16 protein-coding genes are annotated in these 15,285 nt (G+C 68.2%); 6 read left to right on the plus strand and 10 right to left on the minus strand.

Translation table 11 applies throughout. The features are described from left to right. Positions 1–657 precede the first annotated feature (657 nt). The gene (locus J2Z33_RS02955) at positions 658–1,374 is read right to left on the minus strand and encodes a DUF3800 domain-containing protein (RefSeq protein ID WP_209837745.1); all 717 of its coding nucleotides are present in this window, start codon (positions 1,372–1,374) and stop codon (positions 658–660) included. Between the two features lie 3 nt (positions 1,375–1,377). Further along, positions 1,378–2,283, minus strand: a complete 906-nt coding sequence (gene thyX / locus J2Z33_RS02960) for an FAD-dependent thymidylate synthase (RefSeq protein WP_209837746.1) — start codon at positions 2,281–2,283, stop codon at positions 1,378–1,380. A 184-nt stretch (positions 2,284–2,467) separates the two neighbouring features. Between thyX and J2Z33_RS02965 the strand changes: the two genes are divergently transcribed. Continuing rightward, on the plus strand, positions 2,468–2,896 hold the full coding sequence (locus tag J2Z33_RS02965; protein ID WP_209837748.1) for a VOC family protein: 429 nt from the start codon (positions 2,468–2,470) through the stop codon (positions 2,894–2,896). Between the two features lie 16 nt (positions 2,897–2,912). On the opposite strand, the gene J2Z33_RS02970 is transcribed toward J2Z33_RS02965, so the two are convergent. Continuing rightward, positions 2,913–3,419: a MarR family winged helix-turn-helix transcriptional regulator gene (locus J2Z33_RS02970; RefSeq protein WP_377109630.1), complete on the minus strand. Its 507-nt coding sequence runs from the start codon at positions 3,417–3,419 to the stop codon at positions 2,913–2,915. Between the two features lie 158 nt (positions 3,420–3,577). After that, positions 3,578–3,865, minus strand: coding sequence for a succinate dehydrogenase assembly factor 2 (locus J2Z33_RS02975; RefSeq protein ID WP_209837752.1), 288 nt, complete (start codon positions 3,863–3,865; stop codon positions 3,578–3,580). A gap of 81 nt (positions 3,866–3,946) precedes the next feature. Here J2Z33_RS02975 and J2Z33_RS02980 point away from each other — a divergent pair, with 81 nt between their 5' ends. Beyond that, positions 3,947–5,149, plus strand: a complete 1,203-nt coding sequence (locus J2Z33_RS02980) for a pyridoxal phosphate-dependent aminotransferase (protein WP_209837754.1) — start codon at positions 3,947–3,949, stop codon at positions 5,147–5,149. A 208-nt stretch (positions 5,150–5,357) separates the two neighbouring features. Here J2Z33_RS02980 and J2Z33_RS02985 read toward each other — a convergent pair whose 3' ends face one another. From J2Z33_RS02985 to J2Z33_RS02995, 3 genes are all read right to left on the minus strand, one after another. Further along, complete coding sequence (locus tag J2Z33_RS02985; protein ID WP_209837755.1) at positions 5,358–5,972, minus strand: DedA family protein; 615 nt, start codon at positions 5,970–5,972, stop codon at positions 5,358–5,360. Next, a complete protein-coding gene (locus J2Z33_RS02990) occupies positions 5,973–7,358 on the minus strand; it encodes an MATE family efflux transporter (protein WP_209837757.1) in 1,386 nt (461 codons plus the stop codon). An 84-nt stretch (positions 7,359–7,442) separates the two neighbouring features. Next, complete coding sequence (locus J2Z33_RS02995) at positions 7,443–8,321, minus strand: NAD-dependent epimerase/dehydratase family protein (RefSeq protein ID WP_209837759.1); 879 nt, start codon at positions 8,319–8,321, stop codon at positions 7,443–7,445. 105 nt (positions 8,322–8,426) lie between these two features. On the opposite strand from J2Z33_RS02995, the gene J2Z33_RS03000 reads away from it, so the two are divergent. The 4 genes from J2Z33_RS03000 to J2Z33_RS03015 all read left to right on the plus strand — a co-directional run bounded on the left by J2Z33_RS03000 (position 8,427) and on the right by J2Z33_RS03015 (position 12,731). Beyond that, positions 8,427–9,092: a glutathione S-transferase family protein gene (locus J2Z33_RS03000; protein ID WP_209837761.1), complete on the plus strand. Its 666-nt coding sequence runs from the start codon at positions 8,427–8,429 to the stop codon at positions 9,090–9,092. Between the two features lie 112 nt (positions 9,093–9,204). After that, on the plus strand, positions 9,205–11,157 hold the full coding sequence (gene parE / locus J2Z33_RS03005) for a DNA topoisomerase IV subunit B (protein ID WP_209838226.1): 1,953 nt from the start codon (positions 9,205–9,207) through the stop codon (positions 11,155–11,157). A 46-nt stretch (positions 11,158–11,203) separates the two neighbouring features. Continuing rightward, on the plus strand, positions 11,204–12,034 hold the full coding sequence (locus J2Z33_RS03010; protein ID WP_209837763.1) for a hypothetical protein: 831 nt from the start codon (positions 11,204–11,206) through the stop codon (positions 12,032–12,034). Position 12,035: 1 nt separating this feature from the next. Next, positions 12,036–12,731: a hypothetical protein gene (locus tag J2Z33_RS03015; protein WP_209837765.1), complete on the plus strand. Its 696-nt coding sequence runs from the start codon at positions 12,036–12,038 to the stop codon at positions 12,729–12,731. Positions 12,732–12,852: 121 nt separating this feature from the next. On the opposite strand, the gene J2Z33_RS03020 is transcribed toward J2Z33_RS03015, so the two are convergent. From J2Z33_RS03020 to J2Z33_RS03030, 3 genes are read right to left on the minus strand one after another with little or no spacing between them, the layout of a single operon-like run. Then, positions 12,853–13,245 carry a c-type cytochrome gene (locus tag J2Z33_RS03020; RefSeq protein WP_209837767.1) on the minus strand — a complete coding sequence of 131 codons (393 nt, stop codon included), beginning with the start codon at positions 13,243–13,245 and terminating at the stop codon, positions 12,853–12,855. Positions 13,246–13,288: 43 nt separating this feature from the next. Beyond that, the gene (locus tag J2Z33_RS03025; protein WP_209837769.1) at positions 13,289–13,969 is read right to left on the minus strand and encodes an ABC transporter ATP-binding protein; all 681 of its coding nucleotides are present in this window, start codon (positions 13,967–13,969) and stop codon (positions 13,289–13,291) included. Continuing rightward, complete coding sequence (locus J2Z33_RS03030; protein ID WP_209837771.1) at positions 13,962–15,245, minus strand: ABC transporter permease; 1,284 nt, start codon at positions 15,243–15,245, stop codon at positions 13,962–13,964. Before J2Z33_RS03030 ends, J2Z33_RS03025 begins: the two co-directional genes overlap by 8 nt. Positions 15,246–15,285: the final 40 nt, after the last annotated feature.

A 15,285-nucleotide genomic window follows, 5' to 3' on the forward strand; every position in this document is an offset into this window, starting at 1 on the left:
CGTGGTGCCGGATTGACTGCCCGGCCCACGGGAGGCGCGTGCACGACGCGCCGGCGGCTGGGTCTTTGCGGCTCCCCTGCGGTGGGGGGCCTCCCAGGTGGAGACGGGGCCAGCGGGCCCGTCGCCTGTCAAACAGACCGACCGGGGGCGGGTGAGCCTCCGGCGCAGGGGGAGGCCGCGGGGTGCGGGCCTCGTGGGGCGGGCGGAGGTCATGACGGACTCCGGGCCGCGTATGGGGGGAGTTGTGCCACGCGAGGAGCTAACGACGTCCGACAGCATCGGGCGTTGCGTGTTGCGTGGGATTTTAGGGAACGGGGACGGCGCGAGGGGAGCGTAGGGCGGGATTCAGCCCGCCGCGGGATTGCCCCGGCGCGAGCCGCCGCTGGCGGGCTGAAGCCCGCCCTACGGGGGCTCGGGAAGGCTGGGTAGGGTGCACTTCAGCGCACCGGGGAGGCGCGGGGAGGTGGTGCGCTGAAGCGCACCTTACGGGATCGCCCATGTCGGGCGGAGTTCACCCGCCCAAGGGCAGCACGACATGAAGCAAACCCCGCTCAACGAGACGGGGGCGCTTCGACGGGCTTGAGCCATAGGGTGGGTGGTTCTCCGCGGAACGCGGCGAGCTACGATCCCTACGCTTGCTTACCAAAGCGTTACTCATTACCGATGGTACCAGCGCCTCTCCGATGGCCACGTTTTTGAAATTGCCGCACTTAGAACTCCGGAGTTGATAATAGCTTCATTGTATTTTTGGTGCCAAACTGCATCATAAGATGCTCGATAAAACTGACGAGCATAAAGGTACACATCAGCGAGCTGTATCAGTCGGCTATGATGCGATCGAGCAAAATGAACTGTATCAATAAGCCGGTCTATCTTAGTCCCTTTCGCCCAATAGGTGCCACCGTCCCTGTACTGCGACAAGGACGCCACTGTCGGACCAACTTTCGGCTCATCCATATCGCCAATCAACATACCCAAACTGTCACTTCGAACTAAGAACTTATCTATCTGCTCTACTAGATACATGAACGCCACCTCGTCCGGTTCCTGAGGGTAAACGAAGTTGGCTGGTATAATCTTTATATAAAATCGAAAGATCTCCTTAGACGCACAGATCGCTAACAGCTCCTTGAATATCTCAAGCCTAAGCTGCGAGTCCATGCCCTTAAAGGAACTTTTCCCGTGAAAGATATCGCGACCATGAAATTCAGTGCCATGCTCCAATAGTCTCCTATTGAATACCTTAAGGGCCAGATCATTCATTTTGGCCTCAATGGACGAAAGATCCTCAGATCGAACCGCGACTCCACCCATCCAAAAAGCTTCTTGGGCAGGGGGGTCATATTTTACTTCATCATAGTAGAATAGATACACGACCTACCCCCACACCCCCTCGAACTCCCGCCATTCCCCCTTGCTCATCCCGGACGTCTCCTGCGTCACCACCTCCCCGGCCAGCCGGCGCTTGAGCACCTCCACGCCCTTCGCGGAGAGGGACACGCTCCCCAGGCGGAAGTCCTCGAAGGCCGTCCAGGCGAAGGGCACCCAGTCGGCGACGATGCCGGCGAGGACCTCGGCGTAGACGCGGATCTCGTATTGGGCGTGGGGGTCGGCGCGGAGGCGGAGGAAGTGGAACAGGTTGTGGAGGTTCGTCTTCCAATACCACTGCGTGTAGACGTTCATGGGGAGGTTCATGCGGGCGAGCTCGCGCGCGAGGCCCTGCTGGCCCTCCTGCGAGATCATCGCCTCGTAATGGTCGTAGGCCTGGGTCGCGTCCTCGCGCAGCCAGCCCAGGACGCGGGCGGCCTCGTCGTCCGAGAGCGTGTCGCCCCGGCCCTGGTTGTTCACCGCGCTCTGGGCGGCCAGCGCCTCGCGGGCGGGGATGTAGAACTCGCGGTCGAGGATGGAGTAGCGGGCGCTGTATTCGTTCACCGAGGCCGTGCGGTGGCGGATCCACTGGCGGGCCACGAAGACGGGGAGCTTCACGTGGAGCTTGATCTCGCACATCTCGAAGGGGGTCGAGTGCCAGTGGCGCATGAGGTAGCGGATCAGCCCTTCGTCGTTCTGCACGGACTTGGTGCCGCGCCCGTAGGAGACGCGGGCGGCCTGCACGATCGAGGAATCGTCGCCCATGTAGTCCACGACGCGCACGAGCCCGTGGTCGAGGACCGGGTGGACGAGGTGGAGGTGCCGCTCCATCCCCTCGGACACGGGGCGGAGCGTCGGGCGGGCGGCGGCGCGGAGGTCGGCGATCTCGGCCTCCTGTTCGGGGGTGAGCGGCATGGGCGGTCCTCCTGAAGGCTCGGGACCGTCTTGGGGCGAAGGGCGGGGGCGGGGCAACGGGTTCGGGCGCGCGGCGGCGCGGTCGGGCGGGCGCGTGGCCGCGCCGCGACAGGATCGGGGGCGGCGGGGCTGGCGCAGGGCGCGGGCGCTGCTAGGTTGCCGGCCGACGAAATGGGGGGACGGCATGACGATCCGCTATCTGCACACCATGGTCCGCGTGCTGGACCTGGAGACGAGCTTGGCCTTCTGGGAGCTGCTGGGGCTGAAGGAGGTCCGCCGCATCGACAACGAGGGGGGGCGGTTCAGCCTGGTGTTCCTGGCGCCGCCCGGGCAGGAGGAGTGCCCGGTCGAGCTGACGTGGAACTGGGACGGCGATCCGGGGCTGCCGTCGGATTCGCGCCACTTCGGGCATCTGGCCTACGAGGTGGACGACATCTACGAGACGTGCCGGACCCTCATGGAGGCGGGCGTGACCGTGAACCGGCCGCCCCGAGACGGGCACATGGCGTTCGTCCGCTCTCCCGACAACGTGTCGGTCGAGCTTCTCCAGAAGGGGGCGCGCAAGGCGCCGGAAGAGCCCTGGGCGTCGATGCCCAACACCGGGCACTGGTGAGGGGCGGGGCGCAGGGTCAGTAGATGTAGCGGATCTGGTCGGTCCAGTAGCGTTCCATCCGCTTGAGGGCGTTCGTGATCTCGTCCATGGCGTCCGCGTCGAGGATGGCGCGGGCGATCAGCCCCTCGGCGTGGGTGGCGAAGAGGCGGGCCACCACCTCGCGCAGCTTGCGGCCCCTGTCCGTGAGGCGGACGCGGACGGAGCGGCGGTCGATCTCGCTCCGCTGGTGGTGCATGTAGCCGAGCTCCACCAGCTTCTTGAGGTTGTAGCTGACGTTCGAGCCCTGGTAGTAGCCACGGGTCTTGAGCTCCCCGGCGGTCACCTCGTTGTCGCCGATGTTGAACAGCAGGAGCGCCTGCACCGGGTTCACGTCGAGGATCCGCAGCCTCTCGAACTCGTCCTTGATGACGTCGAGGAGGAGGCGGTGCAGCCGCTCGACGAGCGTGAGCGCGTCGAGGTAGCTGCGCATGAAGGCGGCGTCGCGCGCCGGGAGTAGGGTGTCACCACCAGTTCTAATGTTCATGGCACGGGTCCGATCCAGCGATTTCGAACCCAATATGCGGGAACAGTCGCGAACATCCGGTTAAAGCCGGAGCGTTCTTCGCGGCGAGTCCCTGAAAACTTGATTGAAATGCCGGGTCGGTCGGGCCGGGTCAGTCGGGGCAGGTCAGTCGGGGCGGGTCAGTCGGGGCGGGTCAGGCCCACGGCCCCGGCGCGGACGCGGGCGAGGAGCGCCATGTAGCGCGGGGGAGTGGCGTCGGCGCCGCTGATCCAGGCGAGGAGGTCGTGGTCGCTCTCGGCCAGGAGGGATTCGTAGAGGTCGAGGTCGGCGGGGGAGAGGGTCGCCAGCTCGCGCCCGGCGAAGTCGCGCAGGATCAGGTCCATCTCGCGGATGCCGCGCCACATGGAGCGGGTGCGGAGGCGGCCCAGCCGGGCCTCGGGCGATTCGGGCCTGGAGGAATCGGGCATGGGCCTTCCTTCAAGTGCTTGTGAGCGGCGCGGGGCGGGCGTAAGGCCGGGCGCGGTCCCCTGCCCCATCGCGAGTCCGCCATGCCCTTCCTGTCCACCGCCTTGAGCCGCGTCAAGCCGTCGCCCACCATCGCCGTCACCACCCGCGCGCAGGAGTTGCAGGCGATGGGGCGGGACGTGATCGGGCTGGGCGCGGGCGAGCCGGACTTCCCGACGCCCGAGAACATCCGCGAGGCGGGCATCCGGGCGATCCGCGAAGGAAAGACGCGCTACACCGCCGTCGATGGCATCCCGGAGCTGAAGCGGGCGATCTGCGCGAAGTTCGACCGGGAGAACGGGCTGGCCTACCAGCCGGGCCAGGTGACGGTGGGCACGGGCGGCAAGCAGGTCCTTTACAACGCGCTGATGGCGACGCTGAACCCCGGCGACGAGGTGATCGTCCCCGCGCCCTATTGGGTGAGCTATCCGGACATGGTGCTGCTGGCCGGGGGGGTGCCGGTCTTCGTCGCCGCCGGGCCGGAGGCGGGGTTCAAGATCACGCCCGAGCAACTGGAGGCGGCGATCACGGCGCGGACCAAGTGGCTGATCTTCAACTCGCCGTCCAACCCGACCGGGGCGGGCTACACGGCGGCGGAGATCAAGGGGCTGACGGAGGTGCTGATGCGGCACCCGCAGGTCTGGGTCATGGCCGACGACATGTACGAGCATCTGGTCTTCGACGATTTCAGGTTCGCGACGCCGGCGCAGGTGGAGCCGGGGCTTTATGACCGGACGCTGACGGTGAACGGGGTCAGCAAGGCCTACGCGATGACCGGCTGGCGCATCGGCTATGCCGCCGGGCCGGTGCCGCTGATTCGCGCGATGGGGAAGATCCAGTCGCAGAGCACGTCGAACCCCTGCTCGATCAGCCAATGGGCCGCCGTGGAGGCGCTGACCGGGCCGCAGGACTTCCTGGGGCCGAATCGGGCGCTGTTCCAGCGGCGGCGCGACCTCGTGGTGCGGATGCTGAACGCGGCCGAGGGGGTGCGCTGCCCGGTGCCGGAGGGGGCGTTCTACGTCTATCCCGACATCGCGGGTTGCATCGGCAAGGTCAGCCGGGGCGGCGCGCGGATCGCGACGGACGAGGACTTCGCGACGGCGCTCCTGGACGAGGCGGGGGTGGCGGTGGTCTTCGGGGCGGCCTTCGGCGTTTCGCCGGCCTTTCGGGTCAGCTATGCCACCAGCGACGAGCAGCTTTCCGAGGCCTGCGGGCGAATCCAGGGGTTCTGCGCGGGGCTCCGCTGATCGGGCGCGCGGAGAGTTGCCGATCCGGGTCGGGGGACCATGGGACGAAGGTCCGAAACGGCCGCCGAATCAGTCGCGTTAACCTTTTGCCGACGTTAGCGTGAACGGGAGAAGGCGAGATGGACGCGGTTCGGCCGCAGGGCATCCCGCCGACCAGCCCACTCGGTCGCGCCCCGCCACCATGGGGTGAGGCGCGACCGGATCGGCCTCAGCCGCGCCCCGACCGGCGGCGGCGAAGCCCGCGGACGACGCGGACGATGTAAAGGCCGACGATCGCCAGGACGATGAGCGTCGAGATGGGGTTCACCCAGGCCTCGACGGCCTTGTAGTTGCTTTCGAGCAGGTAGCCCGCCCCCGCCAGGATCGCGATCCAGAGGAAGCTGCCCGCCGCCGTGTAGGCCGCGAAGGACGGGAACGGCATCTCGGCCAGGCCCGCCGGGACCGAGATCAGGGTTCGGATCGTCGGCACGAGGCGGCCCAGGACCACCGCGACGGGGCCGTAGCGGTGGAACCAGTCCATGGCGCTCTCGGCCTCCTGGCGCGACATGGTGAGCCAGACGCCGTGGCGGTCGAGGAAGCGCAGGAACCTTTCGCGGCCCCAGGCGCGGGCGAGGCCATACCAGAGCAGCGTGCCCACCGTGGAGCCGAGGGTCGCCACGATCAGGAGGCCGATCAGGGGGATGGCGCCCTGCGCGGCCTTGAAGCCGGCGAGCGGGACGATCAGCTCGGACGGGATGGGGGGGAAGACGTTTTCGAGGATCATCAGGAGACCCACCGCGAGGAGGCCCCCGGTCTCGATCCAGGCGGTGATGAAGTCGAACATCTAGGCGTGCAGTCCTGTGAGGGGGCGCGAGGCGCGGCGCCAGAACCGTGCCATGAGGAGGGCCGAGGCCGCAACGAGGGAGGTCACGAGGCCGAGCCAGACGCCGGCCGCGCCCCAGCCGAGGGCGAAGCCCAGGACATAGGCCACCGGCAGGCCGATGGCCCAGTAGGAGAGCGCGGCGAGGATCATCGGGACCGTCGTGTCGTGGAGGCCCCGCAGGAGCCCCATGGCGAGGACCTGCATCCCGTCGAAGATCTGGAACAGCGCCGCGAAGGCGAGGAGCCCCGCGCCCACGGCGATCACCTGCGCCGCCGCCGGGTCGGCGGGATCGACGAACAGCGACAGCAGCGGCCCCGGCGCGAGCAGGAAGCCGGTGGAGGCCAGCACCGCGAAGCCCGCCGACAGCGCGATGGCCACCAGCGCCCCCTGGCGCAGCCCCTCGCGGTCGGAGCGGCCCAACGCCTGCCCGGCGCGGACGGTGACGGCCTGGCTGAGGCCAAGGTGGAGCATGAAGGTGGCCGAGGCCATCTGGAGGGCGACCCCGTGGGCGGCGAGGGCGACCTCGCCCACCCAGCCCATCATCACGGAGGAGCCGGCGAAGAGCCCGACCTCGGCCAGCAGTTGCCCGCCGATGGGCCAGCCCAGGCGGAAGACGCGGCCCATCGCCGCCCAGTCGGGGCGCCACCAGCGTTGCAGGAGGCGGTAGTCGGGCAGCCAGCCCAGCGCGTAGGCCCAGAGCGCCGCCGCCGTGAGGGTCTGCGTGCCGAGCGCCGCCCAGGCCGCGCCCTCGATGCCCAACTCGGGCAGGCCCCAGGCGCCGAAGATCAGCGCGTAGCCCCAGAGGGCGTTGAGCAGGGCGGCGGCGATGGTGGCCCACATCAGGACGCCGGCCCGCTCGAGCGCCGACAGGAACGAGCGCAGGACGGCGATCATCAGGGTCGGGATCAGGCCCCAGCCCGCGATGCCGAGATAGCGGCCGGCGAGGTCGGCGATGGCGGGCTCCTGGCCCAGGTGGCTGAAGATCAGGCCGGACCAGAGCAGCACCGGCAGGAACAGCGCCGCGTAGCCCATCGAGAGCCAGAGCCCCATGCGGGTGGCGCGGCGCACCTCGCGCAGGTCGCCCTCCTCGCGCGCGGTGGCGGCGAGCGGCATCACGGCGATGCCGAAGCCCGAGCCCATCAGGAAGACGATGTACCAGAGCGAGGAGGCGAGCGTGATCGCCGCGAGTTCCGTCACGCCATACCAGCCCAGCAGCACGATGTCGGTGAGGTGGATGGCGAAGCCCGCGAGGTTGGAGCCGATCAGCGGCACCGCGAGGGCGAGGAGGCCGCGCGCGTGGCCGGACCAGCCCGGGCGGGCCGGGGCAAGGGTCGGGGTCTGGGTCATGGCGGCGGACCTAGGCCGGAACGGAGGCCAAGTCGAGCGCGGAACGGGCGGGGTTGCCCGTCCCTTGGGCGGTTCGCGAACGGGTCAGGGCAGGTCGCGCCAGCCGTGGGCGGGGGCGAAGCCCAGGAGGCGGCGGGCCTTGGCGTTGGAGTAGAAGGTCTCGTGTTCGCCCAAGGGGCGGTGGAGGGGGAGGCCCTCGTAGAAGCGGCGGATGACCTCGGCGGAGGGGAGGCCGACGGAGGAGTCGTCGTTGGCGACATTGAACACCTGATAGCCGAGGCCGTCCGTCGCGAGGCAGCGGTCCACCATGTGCCCGAGGTCGCGGGCGTCGATGTAGGCGAAGATGTTGCGGCGGCGGACCTCCGGGTGCTCGCGCCAGGTCGTCGCGTGGGCGGAGTATTCGTGCGGCTCGATGACGTTGTTGATGCGAAGGGCGTAGATGTCGGAGCCGGTGCGGGCCTGGAAGCTGCGGGCGGTCGCCTCGTTGCAGACCTTGGACATGGCGTAGGCGTCCTGGGGGACGGTCGGGTGCTCCTCGTCCACGGGGATGTAGAGGGGGCGCACCTCGCCCTGCGCGAAGCAGACGCCGTAGGTCGTTTCCGAGGAGGCGATGACGATCTTGCGGATGCCGAGCTTGGTCGCGGCGTCGAGGACGTTGAAGGTCGAGAGGACGTTGACGCGGTAGGTCTCACTGTCCGCCGTCAGGAACATCGAGGGGATGGCAGCGAAGTGGACGACGGCGTCGTAGGGGGCGGGAGCCTCGTCCAGATCCGCGCCGGAGGCCGGGGAGGCCATGGCGTTGAAGACCTGATGGCCGTCGGTGAGGTCCACCCGGAGGTCGGGGACGCCGGGATGGTTCAGGCGGGCGAGGTCGATGTTGGTGACCCGGTGCCCCTGCCCCACCAGATGGGGGATGGCGTGGCGACCGGCCTTGCCGGCGCCGCCCGTGAAGAAGACGCGCATGGGTGTTCCTCCTTTGCCGCGCCCTGTATGGAGCCCGTCCGGCCCCGGCTTTCAAGGCCGCGCGCGGCGGTCTAGCAAGGACCCGTCCCGAGGGAGACCGTTTCGATGCCCACGCTCTATGGCACCCATCGCAGCCGCGCGACCCGCAACCTCTGGCTCGCGGCGGAGATCGGGCTGGAGCTGGAGTTGCGGCAGGTCTGGCAGGCCTATCGGCTGGACCGGCCGGAGGGGCCGGACGCCGCCCTCAACACCCGCTCGCGCGAGTTCCTGGCGCTGTCGCCGATGGGCGCGATCCCGGTGCTGGTGGACGGCGATCTTGTCCTGACCGAGTCGCTGGCGATCAACCTGTATCTGGCGCGGCGCCATGGCGGCGACCTCGGCCCCCGCGACGAGGGCGAGAACGCGCTGATGACGCAATGGACGCTGTTCGCGGCCACCTCGCTGGAGGGGCCGGGGCACGCCATCCAGAACGCCTACACCTACGGGCGGTCGGACAGCGACGGCGGGCGCGAGGAGATCGCCGATATGGTGGAGAAGCTGGGCCGGCCGCTGCGGGCGCTGGAGGCGCATCTGTCGCGGGAGGCGCATCTGGTCGGCGGGCGCTTCACGGTGGCCGACATCAACGTGGCCGAGGTCCTGCGCTACGCCCAGGCGCACGAGCCGGCGCTGGACGACGCGCCGAGCGTGCGGGCCTGGCTGGCCGCGTGCCAGGCGCGGCCGGCCTTCAGGGCCATGTGGGAGCGTCGTTCGGCTGAGCCGATGTGGCCGTGAGCAGGTCCGCGCGGCGGGTCGGTCCGCGGGTCGCGGCCTGCGTCACTCGGAATCGTTGCGGAAAGGGACGGAAATGACTAGTTGGGAAGAACGCAACGAGAACATGACGCCCATGCCCGACGACCTCCTGAACGTGACCGAGACCTATGACGCCTCCTCGATCGAGGTGCTGGAAGGGCTGGAGCCCGTCCGCAAGCGGCCGGGGATGTACATCGGCGGCACGGACGAGGCGGCCTTGCACCATCTGGTGGCCGAGATCCTCGACAACTCGATGGACGAGGCGGTGGCGGGGCACGCCAGCCGCATCGAGGTGGAGCTGCTGGCCGATGGCAGCGTGACGATCCGCGACAACGGGCGGGGGATGCCGGTCGATCCGCACCCCAAGTTCCCCGGCAAGAGCGCGCTGGAGGTGATCCATTGCACGCTGCACGCGGGGGGCAAGTTCTCGGGCAAGGCCTACGAGACCTCGGGCGGGCTGCACGGCGTCGGCGCGTCGGTGGTGAACGCGCTGTCGGATTCGCTGGTCGTGCAGGTGGCGCGGAACAAGGTGCTGTACGAGCAGCGGTTCTCTCGCGGGGTGCCGCTGGGACCGTTGCAGACCTTGGGGGCCGCGCCGAACCGGCGGGGCACGTCGAGCACCTTCCACCCGGACGCGGAGATCTTCGGGCACCACGTCCTGCGGCCCTCGCGGCTGTTCAAGATGGTGCGGTCGAAGGCCTACCTGTTCTCGGGCGTGGAGATCCGCTGGAAGTCGGAGATCGCGGAGGGCGACACGCCCACGGAGGCGACGTTCCGGTTCCCGGGCGGCCTCGCGGACTACCTGACCGAGACGCTGGGCGAGGCGTCCACCTATGCCGAGAAGCCCTTCGCGGGCACGGTGTCCTTCCCCGAGAAGTTCGGGGTGCCCGGCAAGGTGGAATGGGCGATCAACTGGACGCCGGCGCGGGACGGGTTCCTGCAAAGCTACTGCAACACGATCCCCACCCCCGAGGGCGGGACGCACGAGACGGGGTTCTGGTCGGCGATCCTCAAGGGGCTCAAGGCCTATGGGGAGCTGGCGAAGAACCGCAAGGCCCAGGACATCACGCGCGAGGACCTGCTGACGGGCGGCTGCGCGCTGGTGTCGTGCTTCATCCGCGAGCCGGAGTTCGTGGGGCAGACCAAGGACCGGCTGGCGACGGCAGACGCCGCGCGGCTGGTCGAGGGGGCGGTGCGCGACCACTTCGACCACTGGCTGGCCGCGAACACCAAGAGCGCGGGGGCGATCCTCGATTTCCTGGTGCTGCGCGCCGAGGAGCGGCTGCGGCGGCGGCAGGAGAAGGAGACGGCCCGGAAGTCGGCCACGCGCAAGCTGCGGCTGCCGGGTAAGCTGGTGGACTGTTCCGCCACCAGCCGCGCGGGGACGGAGCTGTTCATCGTCGAGGGCGACTCGGCGGGCGGGTCGGCCAAGATGGCGCGGGACCGGCGGACGCAGGCACTGCTGCCGCTGCGGGGCAAGATCCTGAACGTGCTGGGGGCGGCCTCGGCCAAGCTGGGGAGCAACCAGGAGATCGCCGACCTGTCGCAGGCCCTAGGCGTGTCGCTGGGGTCCAGGTTCAACGTCGATGACCTGCGCTACGAGAAGGTCATCATCATGACCGACGCCGACGTGGACGGGGCGCATATCGCGTCGCTGCTGATGACGTTCTTCTTCACCCAGATGCGGCCGATGATCGACCGGGGCCACCTGTATCTGGCCTGCCCGCCGCTTTACCGGCTGACGCAGGGGACGAAGCGGCTTTATGTCGCCGACGACGCCGCGAAGGCGAAGTGGCTGGCGAAAGGCCTGGGCGGCAAGGGCAAGATCGACGTGCAGCGGTTCAAGGGCCTGGGCGAGATGGACGCCAAGGACCTGAAGGACACCACGATGGACCCCGCGACCCGGCGGCTGATCCGGGTGTCGTTGCAGGACGACGAGCCGGGGGAGACGGAGGATCTGGTCGAGCGGCTGATGGGGAAGAAGCCGGAGATGCGGTTCCAGTATATTCAGGAGAATGCGCGGTTCGTGGAGGAGTTGGATGTGTGACAGAAATTGAACTTCTCTCCTCTATATTTATAAATTCATGAGCCGAATGATGGGCCAGCGAAGTAAACGAGGCACCTGCAGATTAACAGGCAAGCCGGGACTACTGGTCAAATCACATATTATCCCAAAGGCATTAACTAGACCTTCTGAGGCCGGGGCGCCACTACTTCAATCCACAAAAGGCCAAGGCTTCAAGAGACGATGGAGTAGTTGGTTCGATGGCGATTTGGTGACTCGCGAAGGCGAGGACATCCTATCTGAAATCGATGATTTGGCTATTAAAGTCCTAAGGAATCACAAGCTTATCTGGTCTGCTTGGCTTCCATTTAAGCCAGCATTTCAGAAACTGACGCCATTCAGCGACGGGCCAAGCTTACGACAACTTGCATTCAGCCAATCAGAAGGTGAAGCACTACATAGGTTTGTTTTAAGTATTATTTGGCGAGCAGCTGCCTCTAATCTTCCAGACATGTCTGATGTGAAGATTGATAGCAACATCGAAGAGAGATTACGGCAGGCATTGCTAGATAACGCTCCTCCACCGTTAGAGCTTTTTCCAACGTCGGTTACGCAGCTTACAACTCTTGGCGAGGTACACAATCAAACGCCCTACATCGACGTAAAGCGGCAACCGGCGATGCTAGGCTTGGCCGCCAAGGACATGAGGATTTTGAGGTTGTATATTGATGGACTCATATTTCACTCCCACTTCGACTCTAAAGACGTCGAGCCCTTGAATGGAAACTCACTAATCATCGGCGCGTCTGACAAACTTATAGTGTCCGGGGTGACTTACGAGAGATCGTTTCAGTATGAGAACCTGCTGACCGTGGCCTACGAGGCAGCTCTCGGCCCCCTTGGATCGCCAATCAAATAAAATGCGCCCCGCCCTCCTCGCCCTCCTCCTCCTCGCCGCCTGCGGCCGCCCCCTCACGTCCAACGAGGTGGCGTTCCTCTCCGGTCTTCAGGGCGACGCGCTAGACGCCTCGCGGGTGCGGCTGCATGACGGGATCCAGCTCGGGGGGCCTCGGGTGGTGCCGGCGCCGCCTCGGGTGACGTGCCAGGCGCGGCTGTTTCCGCCGCCACGGGGGGAGACGATCCGGGTGCAGACGGGGGCCATCGCGGTCTTCGAGCACGTCTATGTCCGGCGCGACCTGTATCGCGAGGACATGGTGGCGGGGTGGCCCGAGGTGCTGCCGCTCGCGGACGCGATGCTGCTGGCGCACGAGATGGTCCATGCGTGGCAGTGGCAGAACCGGATCGTGACCGGGTATCATCCGCTGCGCGCGGCCTTCGAGCACGTGGGGGCGGCGGACCCGTATCTGTTCGAGCTGGGGAGCGGGGCGGACTTCCTCGATTACGGCTACGAGCAGCAGGGGTCGATCATGGAGGAATACGTCTGCTGCCGGACCCTCGCGCCGGAGGCGGCGCGGACGGAGCGGCTCCATGGGATGCTGGGAGAGCATTTCCCGCTGCGGCCGCTGGAGGAGCGGATGACGGAGTGGGTCGAGCTGCCCTGGCGGGGGGTGGAGGTGGAGGGGATCTGCGACGGGGGCGGGACGGGCGCGGGGTGAGCGGGCGCGTGGGGCGGGGTTCGGCCTGCCATGCTCCACCTGACACGGGAACGCGGGTCGGAGCCGTCGCGTGGCGGGGTGAACCCCGCCCTACGGGGTGGAGGTGTGTCCTCCCGGTGGGCTACTCCTGAATGCTCTCCAGATAGTCAGCCAGCGCCAGCAGCGTCTCGGGGATCGGGGTGCCGAGGCCGGGGGTCTCCTCGACGATCACGGTGGGGCCGAGGTCGGTCGCGCCGAACTCGGGCATCGCGGGGCTGAAGTGGGAGCCACGGCGATAGCCGTCGATGACGCTCATCACCTCGTCGCGGGGGAAGGTGCCGTTGTTGCGGGCGGCGATGGTCGTCAGGTCGGCGGGGCGGGGGGAGAGGCCCTCGGCCATGGGACCCGCGCCCTTGGCGTCGGGGCCGTGGCAGGACGCGCAGTTGTCGAGGAAGGCGGCGCGGCCCGAGACCTCGGGCGGCTCGGGCACGCAGGCCATCAGCGCCAGTGGCGCGAGGAGGATGAGGTGGCGCATGGGGGGCTCCTGCTCTGGCGATCCTTGAGTCGCCTTGGGGCGACTATGCCGGAACGACCCGGCCGGCGTCGAGCCTCAGCACTCGGTCCATGCGGGCCGCGAGGGCGAGGTTGTGCGTGGCGATGAGCGCCGACAGGCCGGTGGACCGCCCGAGGTCCATCAGCGCCGCGAAGACGCGATCCGAGGTGTCGGGGTCGAGGTTGCCGGTCGGCTCGTCGGCGAGGAGGAGGCGCGGGGCGTTCGCCAGCGCGCGGCAGAAGGCGACGCGCTGCTGCTCGCCCCCGGAAAGCTGGGCGGGGCGGTGGTGGGCGCGGGGGCGGACGCCGACGCGGTCGAGGAGGTCCATGGCGCGGGACTCGGCGTCCCGGCGGGGGGTGCCGTGGGCGAGTTGGGGGAGCACGACGTTCTCCAGCGCGGTGAACTCGGGCAGGAGGTGGTGGAACTGGTAGACGAAGCCCACGAGGTCGCGGCGGGCGATTGTGCGGGCGCGGTCGCCAAGGCGCGTCATGTCGGTGCCGGCGAGGATCACCTGCCCCTCGTCCGGCGTGTCGAGCAGGCCCGCGATGTGGAGGAGCGTGGACTTGCCCGCGCCGGAGGGGGCGACGAGCGCCACGACTTCGCCCGTCTGGAGGGTGAGGTCGATGCCGCGCAGGACCTCGACGGCGGTGGGCTTGCCGGGGTTGTAGGTCTTGCGGATGCCGTGGAGCGCGAGCGCCTCATTCATAGCGCAGCGCCTCGACGGGGTTCATGCGGGCGGCACGGCGGGCGGGGAAGATCGTGACGACCCAGGACAGGACCAGCGACAGCGAGACGGCGGACAGGATGTCGGCCCATTCGAGCTTGGCGGGCAGGCGGTAGAGGCCCCGGATGGACGGGTCCCAGACGCCGCCGCCCGAGAGGTAGTTCACGGCGGCGAAGATCGGGTCGATCCAGATGGCGAAGGCGCAGCCGAGGAGGACGCCCAGGATCGTGCCGATGGTGCCGATGGAGGCGCCGCAGAGGAAGAACACCCGCAGGACCGCGCCCTCGGTGAGGCCCATGGTGCGGAGGATGCCGATGTCGCGGCCCTTGTTCTTCACCAGCATGATGAGGCCGGAGATGATGTTCATCGACGCGATGAGGACGAGGACCGAGAGGATCACGAACATCACGTTGTCCTCGACCGTCAGGGCCGAGAGGAACGCGCCGGAGGAGTCCTTCCAGGTCCAGGCGTAGGCGTCGGGACCGGCGGCCTCGACGATGGCGGGGACGAGGGCCTCGATGGCTTCGGGGTCGGCGACGGTGACCTCGATCTCGTCGGCCACGCCCTCGCGGTTGAAGAAGGTCTGCGCGGCGGGCAGCGGCAGGTAGGCGCGGGTGCGGTCGATGTCGTAGCGGCCGGCGGTGAAGATGAAGGCGACCGGGTAGGAGGAGACGCGGGGCGAGACGCCCATCGGCGTGCGCGCGCCGTCGGGCGAGATGATCCGCAGGCGGTCGCCGACGTTCAGCCCGAGCTCGCGCGCGATGCCGGAGCCGATGGCGATGCCGGTGGGGAAGTCGGCGAGGCTGCCCTCGGCGGTCTCGGGGTTGGCGATGCGGGGGATCTGGGCCAGGTCCTCCGGGGCGATGCCGAGGACCTCCATCCCGGCGTTGCGGCCCTGGTTGGTGCCCATCACCTGCCCGCGCACGAGGGGCGCGGCGCGAGTGACGCCTTCAACCCCAGCGATGCGCGCGGCCCTGGCGGCGGCATCGGGGATGGTGCGGTCCTCCTGCCCCTGCGGGCCGATCCGGGGGGAGACATAGATCGTCACGTGGGCGTTCGCCCCGAGGATGGTGTCCACGAACTCCTCGCGGAAGCCGGAGCGGACGGCGAGCGTCGCCACCAGCGCGAAGACGGCCAGCGTCACGCCGACGAGGCTGATCCAGGTCATCACCGAGACGCCGCCCTCGGCCCGCCGGGCGCGCAGGTAGCGCCACGCGATCATCCATTCGTAGGGGGCGAAGGGGGCGGTGCGGGCCATGGGTCTTGCTCCGGTCTAGGGGCGCAGGTGGCATGGCCCC

This window comes from Rubellimicrobium aerolatum, from assembly GCF_017872975.1.
In the GTDB taxonomy this organism is placed as follows: domain Bacteria; phylum Pseudomonadota; class Alphaproteobacteria; order Rhodobacterales; family Rhodobacteraceae; genus Rubellimicrobium; species Rubellimicrobium aerolatum.